Genomic DNA, 25,920 nt, shown 5'->3' with positions numbered 1-25,920 from the left:
CACTGACAGGACCCTCATGCCGTGTCTCCCACCGAGGGGATCCGCTGCGCCGGCGGCAGCGCGATGCTGACGCGCAGTCCGCCGCCGGCTCGGGCGGTCAGGTCCAGGGTGCCGCCGTGCGCCTCGGCGACCGCCGCGACGATGGACAGGCCGAGACCCGCTCCGTTGTCCGAGCCGGTCCGGTCGGCGCGGAGCCGGCGGAACGGCTGGATCAACTGCTGGACCTGCTCCTGGTCGAGAAGCTTCCCTCCGGTCTCCACGGTCAGACAGGCCAGCGGACCGCGTGTCCCGGTGTCGACCTGGATCCAGCCCCCTTCGTCGTTGTGGACGATCGCGTTCTCCATGACGTTGTCGACCATGCGGCACACCAGCTCCTGGCTTCCCTCCACCCAGGCACCTCCTGGACTGCTGGTATGACGCACGGTCAGGCCGGCGGCGGTGATGGCCTCGGCTCGCGTGGCCAGGGTCGCGGACACGACCGCGTCGAGCGACAGCGTGGTGCGGCCGGGCAGATCGCCGTGCTGCGCGCGGGCGAGCGCGAGGAGGCCGTCCAGCAGGCCGTCGATCCGGTCGAGTTCGACATGGAGCCGGCCGGCCAGGGCGGTGGTCTGTGCGGGCACCGGTTCCGGCTTGGCCACCGCCACGTCCAGCGAGGCACGAATCGTGGCCAGTGGGGTGCGCAGCTCGTGAGAGGCGTTGGCGACAAACCGGCGCTGCGCGACGAAGGCGCCCTCCAGCCGCTCCAGCAACTCGTCGATGGTGTCGGCCAGTTCCTTGACCTCGTCGGCGGGTCCTGACAAGCCCAGCCGCTCGTGCAGGCTGTCGGCCGAGAACCGCCGAGTGGCCGCCGTCATCTCGCGCAGTGGCCGCAGCACGCGGCCCGCGACGCCCCAGCCGAGCGCGACCGATGCCACCGCCATGACACCGAGCGCGACCAACGACGATTCCAGGACGGCCTGCGGTATGCCGGAATTCGCTTGCTCGTGCTCGGCCGCCAGCTGTTTCTCCAGCGTCCGGATCCGGGACCGGGCCTGCGTCAGCGCCGAATCCGACGTCTGACTCCCCGCGTTCGTGGGCGGGGCGTTGACGTTGGCGGACGTCGTGGAGCTCCCCACCAACAGGCCGCCGGAGATGGCCAGCAGCACGGCGCCGGACAGCAGGAACAGGGTGCCGTACAGGGCGGTCAGCCGCAGCCGCACGGTACGTCGCGACCATGGCCGGGGCCGCTGCCTGGCGGTCGCGGCCGGCTGCATGCTCACGTTCGTCTCCCCGGGGGCCAGGCACCGCGATTCCGGCCTCCAGGATGCCGCGCTGGACCTAACAGCGGAATAACGGCCGGCGTTCGGCCCGCGTTATGTCCGGTGCCCGACAACTGTGTGCATGGAAGCAACCATTGAAATCTCCGGACTGCGCAAGCACTTCGGGGCGACACAGGCGCTCGACGGGATGTCCTTCACCGTGCTGCCCGGCCAGGTCACCGGGTTCGTCGGCCCCAACGGCGCGGGGAAGTCCACCACCATGCGGGTCGTCCTCGGCCTGGACACGGCAGACGCGGGCTCCGCGACGGTCAGCGGGCAGCCCTATCAGTCACTGCGGCACCCGCTGACCCACGTCGGGTCGCTGCTCGACGCCGCCGCACTGCAGCCGAGCCGGACCGCGCGCAACCACCTGCTGTGGCTGGCGCACTCCCAGGGTCTGACCGCCGCGCGGGTCGACGAAGTGGTCGAGCAGGCCGGTCTGCGGTCGGTGATCCGGCGGAAGGCGGGCGGCTACTCCCTGGGCATGCGGCAGCGTCTGGGGATCGCCGCCGCGCTGCTCGGTGACCCGCCCATCCTCATGCTGGACGAGCCGTTCAACGGCATGGACCCCGAGGGCATCGTGTGGATGCGCGGGCTCCTGCGGACGCTGGCCGCACAGGGCCGCGCCGTGCTGGTCTCCAGCCATCTGATGAGCGAGCTCCAGGACGCCGCGGACCATCTGGTGGTGGTCGGCCGGGGCAAGGTCATCGCCGACACGAGCGTCCGCGAACTGCTCGCCGAGGCGTCCGGGGACCGGGTCACGCTGCGCACCACCGCGGGCCCGCGGGCGATGGGCGTGCTCGAACACGCCGGGGCCGACGTGGCCGCCACCGGGCCCGGCACACTCACCGTGTCCGGGCTGGCGGCGGAGCGCGTCGTCGCGGTGCTCGCCGCGAGCGCGGTGCCGTTCGCCGAAGTATCCGCACACCGGGCCACGCTGGAGGAGGCGTACCTCGAACTCACCAGGAAGGCGGTCGAGTTCCACGCCACCGACCCCTCCGCTTCCCGGGTGGACAGGGAGGCGACCCGATGAACACGGACACCACGGGCACCACCGGCAGCACGGGCAGCACCGCGCCGTACCGGTCGGAGCTGCGGCCCGGGCGCGGTGGCTTCGCGCCGCTGCTGCGCGCCGAGCTGACCAAGTTCAGGACCGTCCGGGGCTGGGCCATCGGCCTGGTCGTCGCGGTCCTGGCGACCATGGGTCTGACCCTGCTCGTGCACAGTTCCTGCAGTATCAACGGCTCGGACTGCCCCAGCCCCCCGGTGGGGCCGGACGGCGGGGCGGTGACCGACACCTTCTACTTCGTGCACCAGCCGCTGCACGGGGACGGCAGCATCACCGTCCGGATGACGTCACTGACCGGCCTGTACTCCGAGAACGGCGGCTCGCCGGTCGGCGCCGGCCCGGGGCAGAACCCGACGGCGGGCATGAAACCCGGTCTCCAGCCCTGGGGGAAGGCCGGGATCATCATCAAGGACGGCACCGCCCCGGGATCCGCGTACGCGGCGATGATGGTGACCGGCAGCCACGGGGTGCGGATGCAGTACGACTACACCCACGACCGGCCCGGCCTCGCCGGTGACGTCTCCGCGGCATCCCCGCGATGGCTGCGGCTGACCCGCTCCGGTGACACGATCACCGGGTACGACTCGGCGGACGGCACCCACTGGACGAAGGTCGATGCCGTCACCCTGGCCGGACTGCCCGCCACCGCGCAGATCGGGCTGTTCGCCGCCTCCCCGGTCCACACGAAGGTGGTTTCCCAGAGCGTCACCTCGCAGACCGGAACAGCCGGCCCCACCCAGATCACCGCCGCCATCGACAAGCTCGACCTCCAGGGCGCCAAGCCCGGCGGCGTGTGGGCCGGCGGCCAGACGGGCGGCGACGGCGGCTCCGTGTACCCGGTACGAGGAGGTGCGTTCCGGCAGAGCGGCGGCACGCTCACGGTGACCGGTTCCGGCGACATCGCACCGGCCGTTCCCGGCGGACCGAGCAGCGGCGTGTCCCTCTCGGACACCCTTGTCGGCATGTTCGCCGGGCTGATCGCGATGGTCGTCGTGGGCACGGTGTTCATCACCTCGGAGTACCGGCGGGGCCTGATCCGCACCACGCTCTCCGCGAGTCCCCGGCGCGGCCGGGTGCTGGCCGCAAAGGCCGTCGTGATCGGCGCGGTCACCTTCGTGGCCGGCCTCGTCGCCGTCACCGGCGCCCTCGTGATCGGCGAGCGGCAGATGCGCGCCGACGGTGTCTCCATCGACCCGGTGTCCACGCTCACCCTGGTGCGCATCGTGGCCGGCACCGCGGCGCTGCTCGCCGTCGCCGCGGTCCTCGCCCTCGCCATCGGCACCGTGCTGCGGCGCAGCGCGATCGCGGTCGTCGCCGTCATCGTGGCGATCGTCCTGCCGTACTTCCTCGCGGTGGGCGGCGTCTCCTTCCTGCCGGCCGGCGTCACGAACTGGCTGCTGCGGCTCACCCCGGCCGCCGCCTTCGCCGTCCAGCAGCCGTATCCGCGGTATGCACAAGTCGACTTCTCCTACACACCCCCGAACGGCTACTACCCGCTGGCGCCCTGGGCGGGCTTCGCGGTGCTGTGCGCCTGGGCAGCCGTCGCCCTGGGCCTGGCCGCCTTCCTGCTGCGCCGGAGGGACGTATGAGGCGGGCCGCGCCGGTGGAACGGGCGCATGCCGGGGCGGTGCTGCGCGCGGAGTGGACGAAGGCACGTACCACCGGCAGCACGTTCTGGCTGCTGGTGGCCGTCATCGCGCTGACCGTGGCGGTAGCCGTGGCGGCGACCACGGCCCTCAAGTGCACAGCTGCCGGCTGCGGCGGGGACCCCGCCAGGAGCAGCCTCGCGGGGATCTACCTCAGCCAGACGATCGCGGTCCTCGTGGCCGTGCTGGCCGTCAGCGGTGAGTACAGCAACGGCATGATCCGCACCACTTTCACCGCGATGCCGCGCCGGACCACCGTCCTCGCCGCCAAAGCGGCCGTCGTCACCGGCCTGGTGCTGGCGACCGGAGCCGTCGCCGTGGCCGCTTCCATGCTGGTCGGCCGGCTCATCCTGCCCGGCCACGGCTTCACACCGGCGCACGGATACCCGTCGCTGTCCCTGGACCACGGGCCGATGCTGCGCGCCGCCACCGGGTCCGTCCTCTACCTGGCGCTGATCGCCCTGCTCGCCCTCGGCATCGCCACCGCCGTCCGTGACGCGGCCATGGCCGTCGGGATCGTCCTCGGCCTGCTCTACTTGTTTCCGATCCTCGCCAACGCGGTCAGCGACCCGCACTGGCACCGGCATCTGGAGCAGATCGCGCCGATGACCGCGGGGCTGTACATCCAGGCCACCACCGGCCTGGACGAGTTGCCCCTCAGCCCCTGGCAAGGCCTCGGCGTCCCCGCCGCCTGGGCTGCCGGGGCGCTCCTCCTCGGCGGGGGGCTGCTGCGGGCGCGCGATGTGTGAGCGACCGCGACCCAGGCGTTTTCAGTACAGCTGGGGCCTGTCGTTTGGTGTTCAGCAGAGGCTGACGCCCTGCTCCGCGAGCATGAGCAGGCTGGCCAGGCCGGTGAAGAGGACCCTGGCCGTGACGGTCAGCCAGAGGGCGCCGCGCCACCACCGGCCGACGCGGAAAGCCATCGTCGTCGTCGCCACGAGGGTGGCCAGCAGTACGCATGCCGCCGCGGTCTGCTGGTGCTGGGCGTCGAACGAGCAGTACGCGTCCCGGTTCGACGCGAGGAGGCAGACGGCGACGAAGAACGCGAACACCGCCTCCGGCACCAGCACGGCCATGCGTCGCCTCAGCACTCCAGGTACCAATCGGCGGTGCCCGGGCCGAGGTACAGGCCGAAGGCGAGGAGCCCCTCAAGGCCCAGGGGCAACGTTCTTCGGAGGGGCAGCGAGGATGGGCTGATGACCTTCACGTGCGCATGATGTGGGACTTACCTGTGAAGGGGCGTGGGCTGGAGCGGCGTGCGTGGTGATGAGGGACGTTTCCTGATGAAGAACGTTCCCTGGGCAAGGCATGCGCGCTCAGCGGCGTACGACCTGGCGCCGTACCGCCCGCCGCGCCGCGCCCGCCGCGGAGATCGTCAGCGCGAGTGCCGCCGCCGCGACCGGAACCCCGTACCCCGCCGTCGTCGACAGGTGCTCCACCACCCATCCGCCGGTCGCCGAGCCGCAGGCAATCCCGCCGAGGAGGCCGGTCACCGCGAGGGTCATGCCCTCGTTCAACCGGCCCTCGGGGGTGCGGTGTTGGACCAGTGTCATGCCGGTGACCATGGTCGGGGCGGTGGCCATCCCGGCGACGAGCAGGGCTCCCGCGAGGGCCAGGAGGGAGCCCGTCAGGGAGGCCGTGAGGAGCGGCAGGGTCATCAGCACCGTCATGGCGGCGACGCACAGCGGGTATCGCCGTTCGGCGGGACCGGCCGGCTTCAGGGCGCCGTACAGCAGACCCGCGATGCACGAGCCCGCCGCCTGGAGGGCGAGGACGGCGCCCGCGGCCGACTTGTGCCCCTGCGCGTCGGCGAACGCGAGCGTGACGACCTCCATCGAGCCGAACACCGCGCCCATGGCGAGGAATCCGAGGAGGAGAGGGGGCATTCCGGCTGCCTGGACGGGGGACTTGGACTTCTCTGACTGCTCCGATTTCTCCGTACGTTGCTGGGGTGGGGGTTCCGTGGAGCGCTGGGCGGCGAAGATCAGTACGCCGGTCATCATCAGGACGTCCCCGACCAGCGTGCCCGCCTCCGGGAAGAAGGCTCCGCACAGGAAGGCCGCGAACACCGGGCCCAGCATGAAACACAGTTCGTCCGCGGCCTGTTCGAAGGAGTTCGCGGTGTGGATCGCCGCCGGGTCACCCTTGAAGAGGTGGGCCCAGCGGGCGCGTGACATGCCACCCATGTTCGGCGTCGTGGCCGTGGCGGCGTACGCGGCGAAGAGCGTCCAGTCGGGCGCTCCGTAGTGCACGCACAGCACCAGCGCGATGTCGCCGAGCAGGGCGAACGCCGTGGCGGGCACGGCCACACGGGCCTGCCCGTACCGGTCGACGAGACGCGCGGTCCAGGGGGCGACAACCGCGGTCGCCGCCAGACCGGTCGCCGTGACGGCACCGGCGAGCGCGTACGAGCCCCGCGAACCGGCGATCATGATGACCGCGCTCACGCTGAACATGCCCATGGGGAGTCGTGCGATGAGGTTGCCGAGGGTGAAGGCGCGGGCGCCGGGGTGGGCGAAGAGACGGTGGTACGGGGTGCGGTGGCGGCGCGGGCTGTGGTGGCTCGGGTTGCGGCGGGTGCTCGCTTCGCGGTCGTGCGGGCGGAAGGCGGTGGCCACCAGGGTGTCGCCGGTGACGGTGAGGAAGGGCAGGGGGGATTGTCCCTGCTCGGAGGGCTGTTGCGGCATGGATCAAGCCTCGCGGCGGGCGGGGCGGGCGGTCCAACACTTACTCCGTGGTGATTGACGCACCTGGGTTGTAGATTCGCGCAATGCCTGGTCAACAGCGTCTCGAAGGCCACCGTGACAGTCGCCTCGAAGGCCATCTCGAAGGCCACCTCGAAGGTCGCCTCGGTGGTGGTCTTGGCGGTCACATCGACCCCCGCCTCCTGCGCGCCTTCCTCGCCGTCGCCGACGAGTTGCACTTCACGCGTGCCGCCGCCCGGCTGTACGTCGCTCAGCAGGCCCTGAGCCGGGACATCCGGCGGCTCGAACGGGAGCTGGGGGCGGAGCTGTTCGTGCGGACCACCCGGCAGGTGGCACTGACGGCGGACGGCGAGCGGCTGTTGCCGTACGCGCGGAGTGTGCTGGAGGCGCAGGACACGCTGCTGGCCGCGTTCGCGCGAGGCCCGAGCGAACAGCGGCCCCTGCTCGTCGACGTCAACTCCCCGGGGCTCATCTCCAGTCGCGTGCTGGAGCGCGCCCGCGAACTCGCCCCCGGCAGCGAGCTGATGGCCCGCTTCGAGAGCGGACTCACCGGCGCAGCGGGGGAGTTGCTAGCCGGACGGCTGGACGCGTCGTTCGGGCGGTTCGCGGGGCTGGACCCGGTGGTGCGGGCCAGGCTGGAGCACCAGCCCGTACGGTACGAGCCGATGGCCGTCGTCCTGCCCGAGGACCATCACCTCGCGGCCCTGGACGCGGTGCCGTTGGCCGCACTCGCCGGCGAGACCGTGTACGCGGGTGCGGGAAACCCCAGCACACTGGAGTGGACCGACCTGGCGCGTCGCCTTTTCGAGGGCCGGGGCATCGCGCTCGCGCCGCCCGCGCCGGTGGCCGTCGGTCCCGAGGAGTTCCGGCGGATCATGGCCAAGAAACGGAACCCCGTCCTCGCCGTGGTGGACTTTCCGGCCATGCCTGAAGCCGTGTTGAGGCCCCTTGTCGACCCCGTTCCCCTGTCACCGGTGTCACTGGTGTGGCGGAAGGGACTGGTGCACCCAGGGATCGATGCCCTTCGACGAGCCGCAGCCGAACTCGCGGACGAGGAAGGGTGGTTGCGGCGCCCTGAGGAGGGGTGGATTCCGGCCACCGATTCACTCGTCATGGTGAGTCACAACTAACACTCGAGTACACGTGTCCTTCACCTGCGCTACATTCGTCGTCCGGGCGCAGCGTGATAAACGTGATAAAGGGGGGCGCTCGGATCGGGTGGGGGCCCGGTCTGGACGGCAATTGAGAAGTGCCCGGAGTCGTCGCGCACCCGTGAACTGTCCCGTGGGGGGATGTGCGTGCGCGTGAAACATTGGCGGAAAGACGCCCAACTGGATCAACAAGAAATTGATCAGCAGGGTGGGCGTGGAGCCGATCCGTCACCTGAGGAGTCCCTGAGAGGATCCGAAGAGTTACCGCGGGGGACTGAAGAGTCCCGGCGAGGATCTGAAGGGCCGTCGCGAGGGCCGTCGCGACGGGGAGTTGACGAGCCGGGCGTCGTCGTCTGGCCGGAGGCCGGCCGTAGAACGGAGTCCTGGCCTCAGGCCGGGCGGAGCTCCGGGCGTGGTCCCGAGCGTGACCCGCACCAGGAGTTGGAGCTGGCGCCGGAGCCGGAGCCGGAATCCGAGTCGGAGCCCGAGCTGCTATCGAGGCCCGTTTCCGGCGCGGACCCGTTTTCCGGCTTGGGCCAGGCTTCCGTTCTGGGCCGGGCTTCCGGCGCGAGCCGGGGTTACGGTACGGCCTCGGCCTCCGGCGCGAACCCGGCCTCCCGAGCGAACGATGCCTCCGGCGCGGCGCGCCCGCACCGCGGCCACCTGGGCGAACAGCCTTCCTGGGAGCGCTCGGACGACCCCGGCCACACCCACGATCCGAACGAGGTGACGGTCCAACTCGACGGTACAGGCCGTCAGTTGGATGATCGGCTGGTCCAACAGGCCAAGGGTGCCCCGCGGGTCCAGGAGGGCGGCTCGGACGGACCGGTGTTCGTCGACGAGTCGGGCCGTCGCAGCCGTAGATTCCGGCGATTCGGCATCCTCGTAGGCATCGCCTGCGCGGTCTACGCCGTCGTCATCGTCGCCACGCTGCTGTCGGGCAACTCCAACGCGCCCTGGCTTCCGGTGCCGGGCCAGCAGGACGATCAGCCGGCCGGCAGGGTCGACTCGTCGCCGCTCCCCGCCGAGTCGGTGTCCCCGTCCGGCACGGGCAGCGCCTCGCCGGGTGCGAGCGCGACGGGCGGGGACGGTACGACGCGGTCGCCGGGCGCGAGTACGACGCCGGGCGCCTCGGGCGGTGCCGCCACCCCGGGCAAGTCCACGGACCCCGACCCCTCGGCGTCCGCCACGACCAAGCCGAACCCGGGCACCAGCACCACCAAGGACCCGGCCCCGGACCCCGACCCGACCGACCCGGTGGTCAACCCGCCGGACCCCAGCCCGTCCGGCAGCGGTGCCACCACGGCCGACCCCTCGGGGAGCCCGGTCACGGGCGGGTCCGGCTCCGGAACCCTCGCGGACGGCGCGGCATCGCAGGTCGAGCAGGCCTCGCTGGAACCCGAGCAGCCGATCACCACCAGCTCCTCGTCCGCTTCCTCAGACGCCTCTTCCTCGGGCTCGTCTTCCGCGGGCTCTGCCACCTCGGGCTCTTCCTCCTCGTACCCGGAGAGCATTCTCTGATGGCATCCCGCACCAGCCGTCACGGACCGGTACCCGTACCCGCACCCGCACCCGCGCGGAGGACGCGGCGCGAGGTCCCCCATGCCGCCCGGCGCCGCCGCCTGCCCATGCGCTTCCTGCTGCCCTCGCTCATCCTCGTCGCGCTGATGGCGATGCTGATGCTGCGCGGCTACGTACACAGCGAGATCCTCGCCGACCACCGCATCCAGCCCGAGGCGGCCACCGACAAGGTGCCGGAGAAGATCCTTGAGGGCGGCCCGGTCATCGACACCCGCAGCGGCCGCACGACCAGCCTGAACGTGCCCGACCACCGCCTGGTCCTCACCTTCGACGACGGCCCGGACCCCCAGTGGACGCCGAAGGTGCTCGACGTACTGCGCGAGCACCACGCCCACGCCGTCTTCTTCGTCACCGGCACCATGGCCTCGCGCTACCCGGAGCTGGTGCACCGCATGGTGGCGGAGGGCCATGAGGTCGGCCTGCACACCTTCAATCACCCCGATCTCTCCTACCAGTCCAAGAAGCGCATCGACTGGGAGCTTTCCCAGAGCCAGTTGGCGCTCGCGGGCGCGGCCGGCATCCGTACGTCCCTCTTCCGCCCTCCGTACTCGTCCTTCGCGGACGCCATGGACAACAAGTCCTGGCCTGTGACGGAGTACATCGGCACGCGCGGCTACATCACCGTCGTCAACAACACCGACAGCGAGGACTGGCAGAAGCCGGGAGTCGACGAGATCATTCGCCGCGCCACCCCGCACGGCGGCAAGGGCTCGATCGTCCTGATGCACGACTCCGGCGGCGACCGCCACCAGACGGTGCAGGCACTCGACACGTTCGTGCCCCAACTCCAGCGCCAGGGCTACGAGTTCCAGAACCTCACCGAGGCGCTCCACGCGCCCAGCGCCCACACCGAGGTCACTGGCCTCAACCTGTGGAAGGGCAAGGCCTGGATCTACCTGGTGCAGGCCTCGGACGGGATCACCGAAGCCCTGGTCGTGGGCATCGCGGTGACCGGCGTCCTCGTCTTCACCCGCTTCGGCCTGATGCTCCTGCTCTCCGCCGCACACGCCCGCCGGGTGCGCAAGCCGGACTTCCGCTGGGGCCCGGCCCCGATCACCGAACCGGTGTCGGTGCTGGTCCCCGCGTACAACGAGGCGAAGTGCATCGAGAACACCGTCCGCTCCTTGATGGCGAGCGAACACCCCGTCGAGGTCATCGTCATCGACGACGGTTCGAGCGACGGCACGGCCCGCATCGTCGAAGACCTGCGCCTGCCGAACGTACGCGTCGTACGCCAGCACAACGCGGGCAAGCCTTCGGCCCTCAACCGGGGCCTGGCGAACGCCCGTTACGACATCATCGTGATGATGGACGGCGACACCGTCTTCGAACCGGCGACGGTACGAGAGCTGGTCCAGCCCTTCGCCGACCCGTCGGTCGGCGCGGTCGCGGGCAACGCGAAGGTCGGCAACCGCGACTCCCTCATCGGCGCCTGGCAGCACATCGAGTACGTGATGGGCTTCAACCTCGACCGCCGTATGTACGACATCCTGCGCTGCATGCCGACGATCCCGGGCGCGGTCGGAGCTTTCCGGCGCTCCGCTCTGGAACGCGTCGGCGGCATGAGCGACGACACGCTCGCCGAGGACACGGACATCACGATGGCCATGCACCGCGACGGCTGGCGTGTCGTCTACGCCGAGAAGGCGCGAGCCTGGACGGAAGCCCCGGAGACGGTCCAGCAACTCTGGTCGCAGCGCTACCGCTGGTCGTACGGCACGATGCAGGCGATCTGGAAGCACCGGCGCGCGCTGGTCGAGCGCGGCCCGTCGGGCCGCTTCGGCCGAGTGGGCCTGCCCCTGGTGTCGCTGTTCATGGTCCTGGCCCCGCTACTGGCCCCGCTGATCGACGTATTCCTCCTCTACGGAGTGGTCTTCGGCCCGACACAGAAGACGATCGTCGCCTGGCTGGGCGTGCTGGCCATCCAGGCGGCGTGCGCGGCGTACGCCTTCCGCCTGGACAGAGAACGTATGACACACCTGATATCCCTCCCCCTCCAACAAATTCTCTACAGGCAGTTGATGTACGTGGTTCTGCTCCAATCCTGGATCACCGCCCTCACCGGAGGCCGCCTGCGCTGGCAGAAGCTGCGGCGCACGGGAGTGGTGGAGGCGCCGGGCTCGATCCCACGACAGCGGGCGGAAAGCGGCGGTAGGGACCGGAGGCCGGTGGGATGACGACGCATGAGTACGCGGCGGGGGCGACACCGAATCCGACGCCGACATCGCCACCGCCACTGCCACCGACACGCCGGAAGCCGCCGGGCGGCCGTGACCGCTACCTGGACCTCCTCCGCTCGATAGCCCTGGTCCGAGTGGTCGTGTACCACCTGTTCGGCTGGGCATGGCTGACGGTCCTCTTCCCCTCCATGGGCGTGATGTTCGCGTTGGCGGGCTCGCTGATGGCACGCTCGCTGAGCCGCCCGGCGTGGGGCGTGATCAGGGGCCGCGTCCGCCGATTGCTGCCCCCTCTGTGGGCGTTCAGCGTGGTGGCGCTGACGCTGATGTTAGCGGGCGGCTGGAATCCGGTGAAGGACCCGGACCACGGCGGCACCTGGGGCGTGGTCGACCTGATCAACTACGTCATCCCGATCGGCGCCCCACCCTTCCCCTGGCACATAGGCTCCAAGTCGGGTCTGCTGGAGGACACTTGGGCGGTGCAGGCGACGGGCCCGCTCTGGTACCTGCGCGCGTACCTGTGGTTCGTGGTGGCGTCCCCGCTGCTGCTGTGGGCGTTCCGCAGGGTGCCGTGGGCCACGCTTCTGGCCCCCCTCGCCCTGACCGCCGTCGTCGGCACCGGCCTGGTGGCCATCCCCGGCGAAACGGGCAACGCTGTCTCGGACTTCGCGGTCTTCGGCGGCTGCTGGGTCCTGGGCTTCGCCCACCACGAGGGCGCACTGGCGAAAGTCCCCCGCTACGTGGCCGTCTCCGCCTCGGCCCTGCTCATGGCCTTCGGCCTGTGGTGGGCGTCGGGCCACCTGGGCCCCGACGGCTGGGACCTGAACGACATCCCCCTGGCCCAGGCCACCTGGTCCTTCGGCTTCGTCGTCATCCTGCTCCAGTACAGCCCGTCCTGGCAGGAGCTACCGGGCCGCCTGGCCCGCTGGGACAAGCTGGTCACCCTCTCCAACAACCGCGCCGTCACGATCTACCTCTGGCACAACATGCTCATCATGGCCACGGTTCCGATCATCGACCAGGCGTACAACTTGCCGTTCATGCAGAGCGATCGGGCGGTGGGGGTGCTGGACTCGTCGTACATGGTGTGGATGTTCTTGCTGGTGTGGCCGTTGATCGGGCTGACGATCGTTGCGTTTGGATGGATCGAGGACATCGCGGCGAAGAGGGGGGCGAGGCTTTGGCCCAACGGGGTGCGGGGGAAGGGCAAGAGCAAGACACAGGGCCGCGGGCGTGCTCGTGATGGGCGGGTAGGGGCGGGGGCTCACCGGGGGAGTGGCTGAGCAAGTCCGAGGTGGGGCGTCATCGGTGGGACGTCATCGGCCTTTGCGGTGGCCAACACGGTGACGCATCCCACCCTCCAACATCACTCAATCGAAGGTCGTAGACCTCGATTTGGGCACGCTCTGTACGGCTATGCCCGACTTGCCTCGCCTCTTGGCGTCATTCGCTCTGGTGTCGTCACACGGGCCCCCGATAGCGTATTGCTGCCCTCCCGAACCCCACGCCGCACAGGAGCCTGCCGTGAACCGCCGTCCCCGCCTGCTTACTACAGCCGCCGTCGGTGCGGCTGCTGCGCTGCTTCTGACTGGGTGTGGTGGGGGAGGCGGTGGGTCGAAGGGGAACGACAAGATTGCTGGGGCTGATACGGGCGAGACGACGTCGGCATCGCCTAGCGCGAGCGCGACGGCCGTCGCCGACCGGCCCAAGGTCAACCTGCCGTCCGACGTCAAGGACAAGTACGAGAGCTGGCAGACCGGCGACAAGGCCAAGGACGAGATCCTGACGGACACGGCCAGTCGCATCGATGCTACGAACGCCGCAATCCTGAGTGGCGACACCGGAGCCCCCGGGCTTGCGTTCTATTACCGGGACAAGGCCCTCAGCGGTGCGGTGCAGTGGGTGCAGGCCTACGTGGACGCCAATCTCTCCTTCACCGGCACCACTCGCTACTACAGCCCTCAAGTCACGCTGTCCGGCGCGAAGTCGGCGTCTGTTGTCTATTGCGCTGACGAGAGCAAGGGGTTCAACAAGAACCGGAAGACCAACAAGGTCGACAAGACGCCTTCGGATGAGAGCCCGTACGTGCTGTACAACACGCGTCTTGAGAAGAACGCGCAGGGCGTGTGGCAAGCCACCAACCTGATTTCGAAGCGGGGAGACAAGACATGCGCCGGCTAGGAAGGCGAGGGCGCACCATCGCGGTGGGAGCGGTCGTCGCTGCGTGCACCGCAGTGTTTCCGAGTACGGCTGTGGCGTACGGGCCTGGCGACGGCCAGGGGTCCGACACAACCAGCCCTTCAGGCAATGCGACTGACGACGGAACGCTCTCGGCCACGGCCGGTGCCGTCGTCTTCGACCTTTCCAAGAACGGTTCCGGCGAGTCAGCGGGCCCGGTGACCTCTACGACCACCTGGACGCCACCAGCCTGTTACTACGCCCCCAAGTACACACCGGCCCAGCTGCAGAAGTACCTGGAGCCCATCTGGGAGGCCGGGTCGACTGGCCCGCAGTGGGACTTGGAGCAGCGTAAGAAGTACGTGGACGGCGACCCGTACAAGGACTTCAACAAGGACAAGGCCGGCAAGGGCTATTGGTGGGACTCGTACGTCACCAAGGGCCGCGAAGGTGATCCTGGGGCGCTCGACTGCACCAAGGACATCTTCTGGGTGGACACGGGCGACGCCCCGCCGGCGGACATCCCGGAGGCGATCACGCCCAAGATGCTGGCCCAACTTGCTTACGCCGAGATACGCGTCCCCTCGACGAAGGTGGAACTGGCCCCCGCGGGCACCACGAAGGTGAACCTCCCGACGTGGGCCTGGCTGGACACGGCGAAGTTCAAGCCGGTGTCCGTCACCGCACGGGTGCCCCTGCTCGACGTCCAGGCCACGACCACGGCGGAACCGGTCTCCCTGAAGATCGAGCCGGGCACGGACGACGCCACGACGTACCCGGCATCCGGTGTCTGCGAGTTCAACAACGGCCAGATCGGCGAGGCGTACGCCAAGGGCAAGTCGGACGAGACCCCGCCCTGTGGTGTGAAGTACCTGCGCTCCTCGGGCGATGGCTCGTACAAGCTCAGGGCGACCATCACCTGGAAGATCCACTGGACGGGCACTGGTGTGACCGAGGCGCAGAACCTGCCGGAGGGCACGTTCGGGGCCACCCAGGACGTCGTCGTCCAGGAGATTCAGTCCGTCAACCGCTGACCGTGGCCACGATCCGTGTCCGGTAAGTGCTCCCCCTAAAGAGGGGAGCACCCCACCGGACGCCACGAAAGATCGCCGACGTCGTTCCTCTCCATGGTGCAGGTGCACCGGGAGAGGGGACGGGGAACATGGCGGAACGGCTGGTCGTGGACGGCGACGAGCTCGCGCACTTCATGAAGCTGCTCAGGAAGTCGACCGACTCGCTGAAGGGGCTGCGCAAGGCGCTGGAAGACGCGACTGTCACGGGCCTGGGTACCGATGACCTCGACACCGCCTGCGAGGACTTCCAGGACGACTGGAAGTACGGCACCGACCAGATCGGTGAGCAGACCGAAGATCTCGCCAAGATCATCGGAAAGAGCCGGGACAGCTACCGCGAGGTGGACAAGGCGCTGGAGGAGGCCCTGCAGAAGTCCAGGGCCGGCAAGGGCAAGAGCGGGGCCTCGAAGTGACGTACCCGCCCGGCGCTTCAGGAGCGGCCCTCGACCCGCAGTCCCGAACTGACCGCAACAAACCACAAGGCCTCAAGTCGGCCCCGCACATCCCGAACCCCAGCTACCCACACCTCGGCTTCAACCCGGTCCCGGGGAGCACCGAGACCGTAAGCGGCTTACGCAAGAAACTCTCAGGCTGCGCGAAGGTTCTCGAAGAGACGCATGGCCTTGTCACCACGCTTATGGACGGCAGCTACTGGGAGGGCGACGCGGCGGTTGCCTTCCGCGAGCAACTCGACGGCGGCCCACTGCCCCTGAACTTGAAGAACGCCGCGCACTCCATCCGCAAGGCAGCCAAGCAACTCGACCGCTGGGAAGGCGAACTCGACGACTTCCAGCGCCGGGCGAAGCGACTCGAAGACGACGCGAAGGAAGCGCAGGCCGCCGTGGACCGGGCGAAGGGCCATGCCGGCACGGCGGGCGCCAGCCCCGACCTGGACAAGAACAAGAAGGGCGCCAAGCACGACGAGGCGCAGAAGGTCCTGACCAAGGCGAACACGGCGGTGGACGACGCCGAGGACGCCCTGGAGAAGATCCGGGGCAAGGCCCGAAAGCTCGCGGACGAACACGAACAGCAAGCCCGGCACCGGGCAGGCAAGATTCGCGACGCCACGAAGAAGCTGGTGCCACACGAGCCGGGCTGGTTCGACTCGGCGCTTGACTGGCTCGACGAGAACCTTCCGGACATCCTCAGCACTGTGGCGGCCGTCATCGGGCTTGTGGCCCTGTTCGTCGTGTCGGGCGGCACGGCAGCCGCCGTACTGCTGCTTGCCGCTGCCGCGTTGAGCGCGACGTCGTTGGCCTTGCGGATTGCTCGAGACCCCACAGTGTGGGCGTCGCTGAAGGACGGCTTCACCAAAGGCGAGCTCGACACGGACTTCTGGAGCAATTTCGTCACCGTGGGGGGTGATGTCCTCGGCACGTTGCCCGGTCTCGGTGCGGCTTGGAAGGGGGCTTCCGCTGCCCTGCGAGTTAGTGGCGAGGCGGGGGAGGCCGTCACGATGGGTCAGCGATTGGCTCGATTCGGAAGTAGCACCATGGAGCATGCGAAGTCCATCTCAGACCTGGACAACGCCGTGCTTGGTTTCGCGATTAGAGGTGCTCGAGCAGCCCAGGTCACCAGAGCGGTCGAGGTCACCTCAGCTTCGGTAGGCGTGGCCACCGCGGGCTTCGGCTTGGTCATGACCGCCGTCGACACCGACGACGACGGGATCAAGGACGGCTCCGTGGCAGGCATTGATGGAGCACGGCTTGGCCTTGACGTTGGAGGACTTTTTGATGTCGCCCGTCACGTCTTCTGAATCCCGAACAGAGAGAGCTCGCAGCATGCACCCCAGTGACTACCCCACCGCTTGGGACCATCCTCCGACTCGGTGGGCCTGGATCCAGCACATGATCACGATCGTCGTGCGGCTGGTGGGCTGGATCGCCGTCTGGATCGGCTCGCTGGGTCTACTGGTTTCGTTCCTGACTCCTGGTTACACCTTCCTCTTCGTTCCGGTGCTCCTCTATTCAGCCTTCCGCGCCGTACTCCAGCTCCCGTACCTCCGTTCCTCCGTCTACATCCAGCGTGTCCTCTGGCAATACCCCTGGCAGCTCCTCACCGACATCCCCCGCGGCCGGAACAAGCACCCCCAGGTCCAGGAGGACGAGATGTGGTTCGAGTTCTCCAACCCGGAGAAGCCCGAGGAGCAAATCCCCCTGCTGTTCCTCGCGAACATGCGCACCTTCTGGTGGATGCGGCGCTTCGGCACTGCCCGCACCAAACCGGAGCTGAAAGCACAGATCGAGCCGCTCTGGTTCGCCGGCGACCCCCGCTTCATCGCCGTCGTCGCCGCCACCGGCCGCCGTGGCAGCGCCCCCAGGCGGCTGCACCTCCTCTACCAGCGCACGGCCACAGGCCGCCGGGGTATCGAACCGACCGCCTGGAACGCGAGCCCCGCCGCCCTTGAGCGCGCCCGCCGCGCTGGAGCCCACGTTCCCGACTCGGCGCCCTCGCAACCGCACCCGTACTGACCGCACCGGACAGGACCCCATGACCACGGCCCCCCACTTCGTTGTCACCGACTCAGCCAGGGACCCGGACGCAGACATCTGGTTCGCAGAACCGGAAGGCTTCACCCCCATCCCCCTCGACGCCCTGCTGACCCCGCCCGGCTCTCCGGCCGCCGACAATCTTCGGGCCGTACTCGCGCCGTTCCTCGATGCGGCGCCCGACGAGAAGGCGCGCCAGCAGTTCATTGCCCAAATGGCACAGGGGAGGCAATTGCTGGGTGCCCTGTGCGAGATCGGCACCGTCCATTGCTCAATCGGCCTGCACCGTGACGACATCGACGACGCTGGCAACACAAGCGGTCAGCCCCTGCTCGCCCTCTTCACCCTTTCCTGGCGCGACACGGCATTGGCCCCACGCGCCGTTACCGCCGCCCGCGCCGTGACTTCAGCCGCAGGCCACACTCGAATCGAGTACCTCGAACTTCCCTGTGGCCCGGCCACCGTCAGCGAGACGGTACTCATTCCCCAGGCAGACAGAGGTCTCCCTCAGATGCCGCTTCTCCAGATCCACGCCCATCTGCCACATCCGGACTGCAAGCGCCTGGTCGTTCTCGCCCTGAGCACAACGGCCGGGGCTCGTCGCGAGCAGTACCGCACGATCCTCCGACAGATTGCGGAACTGGTCAGCTTCGAGAACCCGTTGGAACCGGAAGCGAGCGTGGCGTCTTGAGACTCCGTATCAGTTCCCGCATCCGGCCTGGTGTGGTCGTCAGAACGGCGTTCGGCTCCTCGCTCTCACGAAGGCGGATGGTTCCGTCGGGAGCGGCGGCCATGTAGACACAGTTCGAACTGTCGCCGCTGTAGGTGGACTTCTGCCAGTGGATGGTCTGCACGTCGTTCTCTTTCAGATGTCCCGGATGAGGCGATGCATGAAGTCGCGTGACTCGGCGGGGCTGAGTGCACACGGCTCCATGTGATCGAGCACGGAACGGTACTTACTCAACTGTGCCTCTGCATCCAGGAATCCGCAGCCACCGTGGTGTGTGTCCAGCTGGACGGTGTCGAGTTGTGGGACGGGGCCTTCGACGTAGTCGAAGGACTGGCCCGTGCTCGGGTAGTGATCCGCGCCGAAGGGAATCACCCTGACGGTGACGTGGGCCAGTTCGCTCATGTCGACGAGGTGCTTGAGTTGCGCGCGGGTGACGGCCGGACCGCCGAAGCCCATGCGGAGCGCCGCCTCGTGGATGGTCGCCGTGTACGGGGGCGGGTTCTCCTGGTGCAGGGTGCTCTGTCGCTTGATGCGATGCGTGAGCCGGTGCTCGATCTCGTACTGCCGCATGGGCGGGGCTACTTGCCGAAAGAGGGCACGTGCGTGGTCCGTGGTCTGCAATAGGGCGGGGATGTGGATGACGAGCGCCACCCGCAGACCGGCGGCGTGGTGCTCAAGTTCGGCCAGGTCGATCAAGGTGGCCGGTAGGTACTCCCGATACTCGTCCCACCACCCGCGTTGCCGGCCACCTGTCATTGCGGCCAGCGCGTCCACGAAGGCCGGGTCGGTGCAGCTGTAGTTGCTGGCGAAGGTGCGGACGCGGTCGTCGCTTACGGCATACCGGCCCGCCTCGATGTTGCTGATCTGCGCCTGCTTGAGGCCGAGCAGTCCCGCGGCCGCACTGGAAGTCAGGCCCGCGTGCTCCCGGAGCTTTCGCAGTTCGGTACCCAGGCGCTGCTGACGCAGCGTGGGGGCGGTGCTGGGCGGCACTGAACCCTCTCTCGTCAGGACGTGTTCCCTCGCATCACTCACAAGAGGGAATCATCAATTCTTCCTCTCAATTGATGTCAAATTTTACATCGCTACCCCTATCGTGAGTCTCACGTTGCTCAACGCTCAACTCCTCACGCCCATAAGCCGGAAGCGCACCAACCCAGGCATTGCCGCCGCACGGCGCCAACGTTGAGCAAGCCCAAGTCCCCTTCCTCCCCGGAGGTGTTCATGGTCACCGTAGCCCTGCCCGATACCTGGGTGTACGCACTCCGCCTGCCCCATGACCCCCGCGCCGCACGCGTCGCACGTATGACCGTGCGGGCAGCGCTCAACGGGCACGGCATGTACGAAGTCCTCGATGTCATTGAGTTGTTGACGTCCGAGTTGGTCGCCAACGCCTACCAATACGCGAAGGGCCCCGCCTCCCTGCGGCTGACAGCGCTCGGCGGCGGACGGCTCCGGGTGAGCGTGTGGGACGCGAACCCGTACATCCCGGCGCCCTTCGATGAGCTACCCGGCACCAAGCCGCGCCCGGCGCCGGTGGACGCAGTCAGTGGACGCGGGCTGCTCCTCGTGCAGGCATGGGCGGACTCGTGGGGCGGGGACGCGCTCGGGCCGGGTGCGGGAAAGCTGCTCTGGTTCGAGGTCGGGGGACTCGGTCACGGAAGTCGGGCGGCGTGAGCGCGGGGGAGTAGCGAGCCCTCAGTGCAGGGGGACGGCGAACTTTACTCCTCCTTGATGCACGCCATACCGCACCCATAACCCTCCTCACTACGGTCGTTGGGTTGGCATGTGCACAGAGTGAACTACGGGGGCGGGCCGCATGTCGGACCTGAAGAAGGAAGCGGCGTCGCTGCACAAGGCGGCTTCGGGGCTGCGCAAGGTGGGACATCACACCGCGAAGCCGTTGCAGGAGTTCAAGGCGGAGTCGGATGATTTGGGCGCGCTCGGCAAGCTCGGCTCGCTGCTGGGCGCGACGGAGGACATACGCGAAGGCATGCACACCCTGGCCAAGCTGACCAAGCAGCTGGACGAGGAGTGGCAGGCCGAGGCGAAGCTGATGGGCGACGTGTCCGACGCCTTCGACCTGTTGGACATCCTGCTGGCCGCGGCCGCGCAGGCCAAGAAGGGCTGAGTGGCTCGTGGTCGACCTCAACCCGCTCCATTACGTCAACAAGTTCAACCACATGTTCGGCGACAGCGTCGCCAGTGGCTTGGAGTTCTTGGGCATCTCCGATCCCGCGGTCGACCCGGACGGCGTACGGGAGATCGCCAAGAAGTGGCGGCACCTGGCCACCGGCCTGGACGACGCGGCCGGCGCGGCGGGACGCGCGCTGTCGGATGTGGAGTGGGAAGGCAAGACCGCCAAGGCCTTCCAAAAGCGGGCCAAGGCGACCCGTAAGAACGCGACCGACATGGCGCACTCCCTGCGGGAGGGTGCCAAGGCGCTCGACGATTTCGCCGACAAGGCGCACGAGCTGCTGTCCGAGATCGGCGTCATCCTCGCGGAGATCGTCGAGTTCGAGATCGCGGGCCTTGCGCTGTCGATCCTGACAGCGGGCGCATCCGAGGTGGCCTCCAACCTGATGGCCGGCGAACGCGCCCTGAAGATCGTCGCGTTGATCGCCCGGATCGAGGAAGAGGGCACCACACTGGGCGCCGCCGTGCGCGGGGTGCTGGAGGTCATCCGGGGTGTGGAGCGGGCGCTGAAGGCGCTGAAGGAGATCAAGGGTGTCGCGGCGGTCGCCAAGATGGCCAAGGAGGGCGCGAAGTTCTCCGCCTTCGAGACGCTGCTTAAGGACCCGGGGGCGTTCAAAGACCCGGACAAGCTGGCCGGCATCCTCACCGAGGGTGCCCTGATGGGTATCGGCTTCGGCGTGCTCGGCAAGGCGCTGGGCAAGGGGTTGAAGGCGCTCAAGCCTGCCGAGCTGTCCAGGCTCAGCAAGTTGTTCAAGCTGAACTGCGCGTCGTTCGAGCGGCTGAAGCTGAACCCGGGCTTCAACAAGCTGCCGGCCTCGATCCGCAACATGATCAAGAAGTTTGTGCGGGACCCGATCGACGTGGCCACGGGCGACATGGCCCTGCCGCGCGTGGACGTACAGCTGCCGGGCGTGCTGCCGCTGGTCCTGGAGCGCACCCACCTCTCGTCGTACCGGTTCGGCGGCTGGTTCGGCCCGTCCTGGGCCTCGACGCTCGACCAGCGTGTGCAGGCCGACGAGGACGGCTTCGTGTACGCGGCCGCGGACGGTGCCCGGCTGTGCTTCCCCCGGCCGGACGTCGAGGCCAACACCCCGGTCCTCCCGGAAACCCCGGGCTCCCGGCTGACGCTCTCTTGGGACGACGAGGTTGACGGCGCCGTCCGCATCACCGACCCGGACACCGGGCTGATCCACGTCTTCCACTCCCCGGTGGCGACGGCCGATGACGCAGCGGTCGACCTGCCCCTGCAACACATCCAGGACCGCAACGGCAACCGCATCACCATCGTCTACACCGAAGGCGACATACCCGGCGCGGTCGTCCACTCCGGCGGCTACCACATAGCCCTGGACCGTCACCCGGTCCTGTCCCGCATCACCGGCCTGCGCCTGATCGACCCCACCGGCCCGGACGCCACCGGCACCACCCTGCTCACCTTCACCTACGACGAGCAGGGCCGCCTCACCGAGGAGACCAACTCCTCAGGCCTGCCCATGCGGTACACCTACGACGCCGACGGCCGCATCACCTCCTGGACCGACCGCAACGGCACCACCTACTGGTACGCCTACGACGAACGGGGCCGAGTGGTCGCCACCGGCGGCACCGGCAACGCATTGGCCTCCACCCTCGCCTATGACGACGGCACCCGCACCACCCGCGTAACCGACTCCCTCGGCCACACCCGCGTCTACGAACACAACGAGTCGCTGCGCCTCATCCGCGAAACCGACCCACTCGGCAACATCACCCGTCAGGAATGGGATGACCGACAGCACCTCACTGCCTTCATCGATCAGTTGGGGTGCACCACGGAGTTCCGTTACGACGATCTCGGTGACGTGATCAAGGTCGTCCGGCCCGATGGTCACGAGACGACAGCCACGTACAGCGCCGTGGGACTGATCGAGACAGTGATGGACTCGGACGGCTCGGTGTGGCACCAAACCTACGATGAGCGCGGTAACCGCGTTGCCGTGACCGAGCCGAGCGGAGCGACGACCCGCTTCACCTACAACCGCTCGGGCCACCCGGTGTCGATCACCGACGTCTTGGGGCACACCTCGTCCATACGAAGCAACCTGGCAGGACTACCGCTCCAGATCGAGGATCCGCTGGGCGCCGTCACAGCGTACGAGCGCGACGTCTTCGGCCACACCACCGCGATCACCGATCCGGTGGGTGCCACAACTCGCCTTGGATGGACAATTGACGGGCAGCCCGCGCGACGCATCATGCCCGACGGCGGCACGGAATCCTGGGAGTACGACGGTGAGGGCAACTGCACCAGCCACACCAGTCCGACCGGTTCAGTAACCCACTTCGAGTACGGTCACTTCGATCTACTGGCCGCCCGTGTCGATCCCAACGGGGTGCGCTACGAGTACGCCCACGACACCGAGCTGCGCCTCACACGGGTCACGAATCCTGCAGGCCGTACATGGCACTACGACTTCGACCCCGCCGGCCGCCTAGCCTCCGAGACGGACTTCGACGGCCGCACTCTCAGCTATACCCACGACGCCGCCGGTCGCCTTGCCAGCCGGACCAACGCTCTCGGCCAGTCGATCCACTTCGAGCACGACGCCCTTGGCCAGGTCCTCCGCAAGAACGCACAAGGCCGGGTCACCACCTACGCATACGATTCCAACGGAAGGCTCACCCACGCAGCCTGTCCGGATTTGAGGCTGAGTCGACAGTTCGACGGTAGCGGCAACCTGACCGCCGAGACCGTCAACGGACGTACCACGACGTACACATACGACGAGCTCGGACGGCGCGCGAGCCGTATCACCCCCGCCGGCGCAGTCAGCACTTTCACCCACGACGTCGCGGACAACCTCGTCGAGCTGGTCACCGCAGGACGCACGATCGGCCTTGAGTACGACAGCGCCGGGAGGGAAATCGCCCGCCGAATCGGCGAGGCCGTCACCATGGCCAACGCCTACGACGCCGTGGGCCGTCTCACCCGCCAGGCCGTGACGAGCCTCGGCGGCCAGGTCATCCAGAAGCGCAGCTACGCCTACCGACCGGACGGCTATCTCGAGCACCTGAACGACCACCTGAACGGCAGCCGTCGCTTCACCTTGGACGTTATGGGACGCGTCACGGACGTCCGGGCGGCGGGTTGGACGGAACACTACGCATACGACGAGACCGGTAACCAGACCGCAGCGGAATGGCCGGTCAATCACCCGGGCCACGAGGCCACCGGACCACGTGCGTACGACGGCAACCGGATCACAAGGGCTGGGCACGTCCGCTACGAACACGACGCTCAAGGCCGGATCACTCTGCGCCAGAAGACCAGGCTCTCCCGAAAGCCGGACACCTGGCGCTACACCTGGGATGTCGAAGACCGTCTCACCGCGGTCGTCACGCCGGACGGCACCGTCTGGCGCTATCTCTACGACCCCCTGGGACGCCGCATCGCCAAGCAGAGGCTGGGACGGGACGGCACAACAGTCGCGGAGCAGGTCGACTTCACCTGGGATTCCAGCACTCTGTGCGAGCAGACCACCACCGTCACGACTTCGCCCCAGCAGGTCACGCTCACCTGGGATCACGACGGCATGCATCCGCTCGCCCAGAGTGAACGCGTCACCTCCGTCGGCGCACCTCAGGAAGAGATCGACTCACGTTTCTTCGCGATCATCACCGACCTTGTCGGCTCCCCCACAGAACTCCTCGACGAGGATGGGGCCATCGCGTGGCGCACGCGATCCACGCTCTGGGGCAAGACCGCGTGGACGACGAGCAGTACTACCTACACACCTCTGAGGTTTCCGGGGCAGTACTACGACTCCGAAACCGACCTCCACTACAACTACTTCCGCTACTACGACCCCGAGAGTGCCCGCTACCTCACACCCGACCCTCTTGGGCTGCTTCCGGCTCCAAACCCCAACACGTATGTCCACAACCCTCAGACGTGGACCGATCCCCTCGGACTCGCGCCCAAATGCCGCGAACTTGGACTGCGGGAGGCGGCACAAAAGGCGATTACGAAGCTTGAAAATATCAAGAAGGATCCCATTGGAGAGATAAACTCCCAGCCAAACCACAATCACTACAGTGCCGCTCGCCGGGAGGCGAGAGGTGAAGTCGTGGCCAGGAAGGCCGACGGGACTCCGTTCGACCACATCAAGGATCTGACCCAGGCCCGCAACGGTTTGGACAATGTTCGGCAGGCCCTGGAAACGGAGCTGAAGAACCCGCCGGCTTCGATCACTGAGCGCGGCATGGAGGTCCTGAAGAAGAAACGCAAGGAAACCATTGAGGAGCTAGAGCGCTTGAATGCCTTCCTGCAGTCCATCGGCCATGGGTAAGCCCAGTGCATAATGTCAGCGCGAACGGTAACTTCCCCTTCGCCACATCGGCCAGCACAAGGAAAGGCTCCGACGATGTCTCAGCCCATCGACCGCAGCAAGTCGCTTGAACAGTTGGAGGGCCAACGCTGGCCGGACCCTCCCGAAGACACGACCTCGATGGTCAAGAACGTCCACGAGCTCCGGCGACGCCCCATCGGAACACTGGAGCCTCACGAGCTGGCCCGGTTGATCGGCCAGAATGTCGGTCTGCCCTGGCTGCTTCCCCTGGCCGTGGAGATCCTGCGGGACACCGCGCCCGACCAGGCAGCGGGCGGCTTTTACGACGGCGACCTGCTGTACGCGGTGGTCACCGTCAGTCCGGAGGTGTGGGCGGATGTCCCCGAACTCGCCCGTGACCTCAAAACCGCCGTGACGATGCTGACCGATCTTTCGCGTTACGTGAAACAGGAGGTCGAGGAGTTCCTTGCCTCGCTTCCCGAGGGGATTTGAGGGAATCGCCGAAATTGATGTACTAATCGAAGGCGAGTCGATGCCGCGTTTTGGCTTCTATGGTTCCGAAGTCTAAAGGCCTCTCGCGGCGAGCGAACAGGACTTGTCCGGATCGATGAAGAGCTCCACCGGCATACAGCTGAGCCCAATGCGCTACTACCACATTTCCATGCGGGAACACCACACGTAGGCAAGCCCTGAGATGTGGACATGACGGGCAAGACCTACAAGGAAATTCAACCGAAGCACCATCTCTATTACAAACAAGGTAAATGTGGTGGCTAGTGAACTGCAGCGCAGGCTCAGGGAGCGGCAAGAGCTCGACCGGATGCTGCGTGATGCCTCCGGGATCGTCACGGCGCACACCCTGACGTCCGAGTGTGTGCCCGACCGGGTTCTGGAGACCGTCCGGGGCTTCTGGGAGATGTCCACCGAGCCGACCGCGACACTGAGCGACGACGTTCCCCCGGAGCGTCTGGGCTCCTGGGTGGAGCAACTCCTTACCCGGCACGGCTTCCATACAGCGGCCTTCTTGTTCACTGACCTGGACCTCGCACCGTGGATCGAGTTCCGGATGCCGCCTGCCTGGTTCACCTCGATCCGGCAGGCCAGGGACGCCCCATGGGTATTCCTCGCGCATGACCTCGGTACGGTGGCCGCAGTCAGCGAGCAGGAGTACCGGTTCGAGTTCTTCGTGGCGCATGTAGAGCTCGTGACACGACCATGATCGGTGATTCTTGCGCCGCGTCCATCAGATGAGGCTGCAGGCGAGGGATACAAACACGTCGTGGAGTTCGGTGCGGTCTCCTC

23 protein-coding genes are annotated in these 25,920 nt (G+C 67.9%); 18 read left to right on the top strand and 5 right to left on the bottom strand.

Features of this window, described 5'->3' with window-relative positions; translation table 11 throughout:
• Window positions 1-14: 14 nt before the first annotated feature.
• Window positions 15-1,253 carry a sensor histidine kinase gene (locus OG975_RS18835; RefSeq protein WP_406336332.1) on the bottom strand — a complete coding sequence of 413 codons (1,239 nt, stop codon included), beginning with the start codon at window positions 1,251-1,253 and terminating at the stop codon, window positions 15-17.
• 127 nt (window positions 1,254-1,380) lie between these two features.
• Between OG975_RS18835 and OG975_RS18830 the strand changes: the two genes are divergently transcribed.
• The 3 genes from OG975_RS18830 to OG975_RS18820 are packed head-to-tail and all read left to right on the top strand — an operon-like array spanning window position 1,381 to window position 4,762.
• Window positions 1,381-2,331: an ABC transporter ATP-binding protein gene (locus tag OG975_RS18830; RefSeq protein WP_406330435.1), complete on the top strand. Its 951-nt coding sequence runs from the start codon at window positions 1,381-1,383 to the stop codon at window positions 2,329-2,331.
• Window positions 2,328-3,956, top strand: coding sequence for an ABC transporter permease subunit (locus OG975_RS18825; RefSeq protein WP_406330434.1), 1,629 nt, complete (start codon window positions 2,328-2,330; stop codon window positions 3,954-3,956). The genes OG975_RS18830 and OG975_RS18825 overlap by 4 nt, the downstream gene beginning before the upstream one ends.
• Window positions 3,953-4,762: an ABC transporter permease gene (locus OG975_RS18820; protein ID WP_406330433.1), complete on the top strand. Its 810-nt coding sequence runs from the start codon at window positions 3,953-3,955 to the stop codon at window positions 4,760-4,762. The genes OG975_RS18825 and OG975_RS18820 overlap by 4 nt, the downstream gene beginning before the upstream one ends.
• A gap of 51 nt (window positions 4,763-4,813) precedes the next feature.
• Here the strand turns inward: OG975_RS18820 and OG975_RS18815 are convergent, their stop codons facing one another.
• On the bottom strand, window positions 4,814-5,089 hold the full coding sequence (locus OG975_RS18815) for a hypothetical protein (protein ID WP_406330432.1): 276 nt from the start codon (window positions 5,087-5,089) through the stop codon (window positions 4,814-4,816).
• Window positions 5,090-5,329: 240 nt separating this feature from the next.
• On the bottom strand, window positions 5,330-6,700 hold the full coding sequence (locus OG975_RS18810; protein ID WP_406330431.1) for an MFS transporter: 1,371 nt from the start codon (window positions 6,698-6,700) through the stop codon (window positions 5,330-5,332).
• A gap of 83 nt (window positions 6,701-6,783) precedes the next feature.
• Between OG975_RS18810 and OG975_RS18805 the strand changes: the two genes are divergently transcribed.
• The 10 genes from OG975_RS18805 to OG975_RS18760 all read left to right on the top strand — a co-directional run bounded on the left by OG975_RS18805 (window position 6,784) and on the right by OG975_RS18760 (window position 18,058).
• Window positions 6,784-7,848 (top strand): LysR family transcriptional regulator, encoded by a 1,065-nt coding sequence (locus OG975_RS18805; protein WP_406330430.1) that lies wholly within the window; start codon window positions 6,784-6,786, stop codon window positions 7,846-7,848.
• Between the two features lie 552 nt (window positions 7,849-8,400).
• Window positions 8,401-9,390: a hypothetical protein gene (locus tag OG975_RS18800; protein WP_406330429.1), complete on the top strand. Its 990-nt coding sequence runs from the start codon at window positions 8,401-8,403 to the stop codon at window positions 9,388-9,390.
• Window positions 9,390-11,627 (top strand): glycosyltransferase, encoded by a 2,238-nt coding sequence (locus tag OG975_RS18795; RefSeq protein ID WP_406330428.1) that lies wholly within the window; start codon window positions 9,390-9,392, stop codon window positions 11,625-11,627. Before OG975_RS18800 ends, OG975_RS18795 begins: the two co-directional genes overlap by 1 nt.
• On the top strand, window positions 11,624-12,910 hold the full coding sequence (locus OG975_RS18790) for an acyltransferase (RefSeq protein ID WP_406330427.1): 1,287 nt from the start codon (window positions 11,624-11,626) through the stop codon (window positions 12,908-12,910). Before OG975_RS18795 ends, OG975_RS18790 begins: the two co-directional genes overlap by 4 nt.
• A 241-nt stretch (window positions 12,911-13,151) precedes the next feature.
• The gene (locus OG975_RS18785) at window positions 13,152-13,808 is read left to right on the top strand and encodes a hypothetical protein (RefSeq protein WP_406330426.1); all 657 of its coding nucleotides are present in this window, start codon (window positions 13,152-13,154) and stop codon (window positions 13,806-13,808) included.
• A complete protein-coding gene (locus tag OG975_RS18780) occupies window positions 13,796-14,839 on the top strand; it encodes a hypothetical protein (RefSeq protein WP_406330425.1) in 1,044 nt (347 codons plus the stop codon). Before OG975_RS18785 ends, OG975_RS18780 begins: the two co-directional genes overlap by 13 nt.
• A gap of 128 nt (window positions 14,840-14,967) precedes the next feature.
• Window positions 14,968-15,291 carry a hypothetical protein gene (locus OG975_RS18775; protein WP_406330424.1) on the top strand — a complete coding sequence of 108 codons (324 nt, stop codon included), beginning with the start codon at window positions 14,968-14,970 and terminating at the stop codon, window positions 15,289-15,291.
• A complete protein-coding gene (locus OG975_RS18770) occupies window positions 15,288-16,634 on the top strand; it encodes a putative T7SS-secreted protein (RefSeq protein WP_406330423.1) in 1,347 nt (448 codons plus the stop codon). The genes OG975_RS18775 and OG975_RS18770 overlap by 4 nt, the downstream gene beginning before the upstream one ends.
• Before the next feature lie 91 nt (window positions 16,635-16,725).
• The gene (locus OG975_RS18765; RefSeq protein WP_406330422.1) at window positions 16,726-17,349 is read left to right on the top strand and encodes a hypothetical protein; all 624 of its coding nucleotides are present in this window, start codon (window positions 16,726-16,728) and stop codon (window positions 17,347-17,349) included.
• Window positions 17,350-17,368: 19 nt separating this feature from the next.
• Window positions 17,369-18,058, top strand: coding sequence for a hypothetical protein (locus OG975_RS18760; protein ID WP_406330421.1), 690 nt, complete (start codon window positions 17,369-17,371; stop codon window positions 18,056-18,058).
• Here OG975_RS18760 and OG975_RS18755 read toward each other — a convergent pair.
• On the bottom strand, window positions 18,012-18,161 hold the full coding sequence (locus OG975_RS18755) for a hypothetical protein (RefSeq protein WP_406336330.1): 150 nt from the start codon (window positions 18,159-18,161) through the stop codon (window positions 18,012-18,014). The genes OG975_RS18760 and OG975_RS18755 overlap by 47 nt on opposite strands.
• Window positions 18,162-18,232: 71 nt before the next feature.
• Window positions 18,233-19,087 (bottom strand): helix-turn-helix domain-containing protein, encoded by an 855-nt coding sequence (locus OG975_RS18750; protein ID WP_406330420.1) that lies wholly within the window; start codon window positions 19,085-19,087, stop codon window positions 18,233-18,235.
• 231 nt (window positions 19,088-19,318) lie between these two features.
• Between OG975_RS18750 and OG975_RS18745 the strand changes: the two genes are divergently transcribed.
• The 5 genes from OG975_RS18745 to OG975_RS18725 all read left to right on the top strand — a co-directional run bounded on the left by OG975_RS18745 (window position 19,319) and on the right by OG975_RS18725 (window position 25,837).
• Window positions 19,319-19,771 carry an ATP-binding protein gene (locus OG975_RS18745; protein ID WP_406330418.1) on the top strand — a complete coding sequence of 151 codons (453 nt, stop codon included), beginning with the start codon at window positions 19,319-19,321 and terminating at the stop codon, window positions 19,769-19,771.
• Window positions 19,772-19,913: 142 nt separating this feature from the next.
• On the top strand, window positions 19,914-20,225 hold the full coding sequence (locus OG975_RS18740) for a hypothetical protein (protein WP_406330417.1): 312 nt from the start codon (window positions 19,914-19,916) through the stop codon (window positions 20,223-20,225).
• 7 nt (window positions 20,226-20,232) lie between these two features.
• Window positions 20,233-24,618: a polymorphic toxin type 28 domain-containing protein gene (locus OG975_RS18735; RefSeq protein WP_406330416.1), complete on the top strand. Its 4,386-nt coding sequence runs from the start codon at window positions 20,233-20,235 to the stop codon at window positions 24,616-24,618.
• A 75-nt stretch (window positions 24,619-24,693) separates the two neighbouring features.
• On the top strand, window positions 24,694-25,110 hold the full coding sequence (locus OG975_RS18730; protein WP_406330415.1) for a contact-dependent growth inhibition system immunity protein: 417 nt from the start codon (window positions 24,694-24,696) through the stop codon (window positions 25,108-25,110).
• A gap of 277 nt (window positions 25,111-25,387) precedes the next feature.
• Complete coding sequence (locus tag OG975_RS18725) at window positions 25,388-25,837, top strand: hypothetical protein (RefSeq protein ID WP_406330414.1); 450 nt, start codon at window positions 25,388-25,390, stop codon at window positions 25,835-25,837.
• Window positions 25,838-25,920 lie beyond the last annotated feature (83 nt).

Source organism: Streptomyces sp. NBC_00203 (assembly GCF_045206325.1).
In the GTDB taxonomy this organism is placed as follows: domain Bacteria; phylum Actinomycetota; class Actinomycetes; order Streptomycetales; family Streptomycetaceae; genus Streptomyces; species Streptomyces lutosisoli.
This window is presented reverse-complemented; position numbering and strand designations above follow the sequence as displayed.

Coding starts and splice junctions, on each gene's coding strand:
- OG975_RS18730 (WP_406330415.1), top strand. CDS start 24,694: ATGTCTCAGCCCATCGACCGCAGCAAGTCGCTTGAACAGTTGGAGGGC.
- OG975_RS18835 (WP_406336332.1), bottom strand. CDS start 1,253: ATGCAGCCGGCCGCGACCGCCAGGCAGCGGCCCCGGCCATGGTCGCGA.
- OG975_RS18795 (WP_406330428.1), top strand. CDS start 9,390: ATGGCATCCCGCACCAGCCGTCACGGACCGGTACCCGTACCCGCACCC.
- OG975_RS18765 (WP_406330422.1), top strand. CDS start 16,726: ATGATCACGATCGTCGTGCGGCTGGTGGGCTGGATCGCCGTCTGGATC.
- OG975_RS18755 (WP_406336330.1), bottom strand. CDS start 18,161: ATGGCCGCCGCTCCCGACGGAACCATCCGCCTTCGTGAGAGCGAGGAG.
- OG975_RS18745 (WP_406330418.1), top strand. CDS start 19,319: ATGGTCACCGTAGCCCTGCCCGATACCTGGGTGTACGCACTCCGCCTG.
- OG975_RS18815 (WP_406330432.1), bottom strand. CDS start 5,089: ATGGCCGTGCTGGTGCCGGAGGCGGTGTTCGCGTTCTTCGTCGCCGTC.
- OG975_RS18830 (WP_406330435.1), top strand. CDS start 1,381: ATGGAAGCAACCATTGAAATCTCCGGACTGCGCAAGCACTTCGGGGCG.
- OG975_RS18780 (WP_406330425.1), top strand. CDS start 13,796: ATGCGCCGGCTAGGAAGGCGAGGGCGCACCATCGCGGTGGGAGCGGTC.
- OG975_RS18760 (WP_406330421.1), top strand. CDS start 17,369: ATGACCACGGCCCCCCACTTCGTTGTCACCGACTCAGCCAGGGACCCG.
- OG975_RS18820 (WP_406330433.1), top strand. CDS start 3,953: ATGAGGCGGGCCGCGCCGGTGGAACGGGCGCATGCCGGGGCGGTGCTG.
- OG975_RS18810 (WP_406330431.1), bottom strand. CDS start 6,700: ATGCCGCAACAGCCCTCCGAGCAGGGACAATCCCCCCTGCCCTTCCTC.
- OG975_RS18825 (WP_406330434.1), top strand. CDS start 2,328: ATGAACACGGACACCACGGGCACCACCGGCAGCACGGGCAGCACCGCG.
- OG975_RS18775 (WP_406330424.1), top strand. CDS start 14,968: ATGGCGGAACGGCTGGTCGTGGACGGCGACGAGCTCGCGCACTTCATG.
- OG975_RS18805 (WP_406330430.1), top strand. CDS start 6,784: ATGCCTGGTCAACAGCGTCTCGAAGGCCACCGTGACAGTCGCCTCGAA.
- OG975_RS18740 (WP_406330417.1), top strand. CDS start 19,914: ATGTCGGACCTGAAGAAGGAAGCGGCGTCGCTGCACAAGGCGGCTTCG.
- OG975_RS18790 (WP_406330427.1), top strand. CDS start 11,624: ATGACGACGCATGAGTACGCGGCGGGGGCGACACCGAATCCGACGCCG.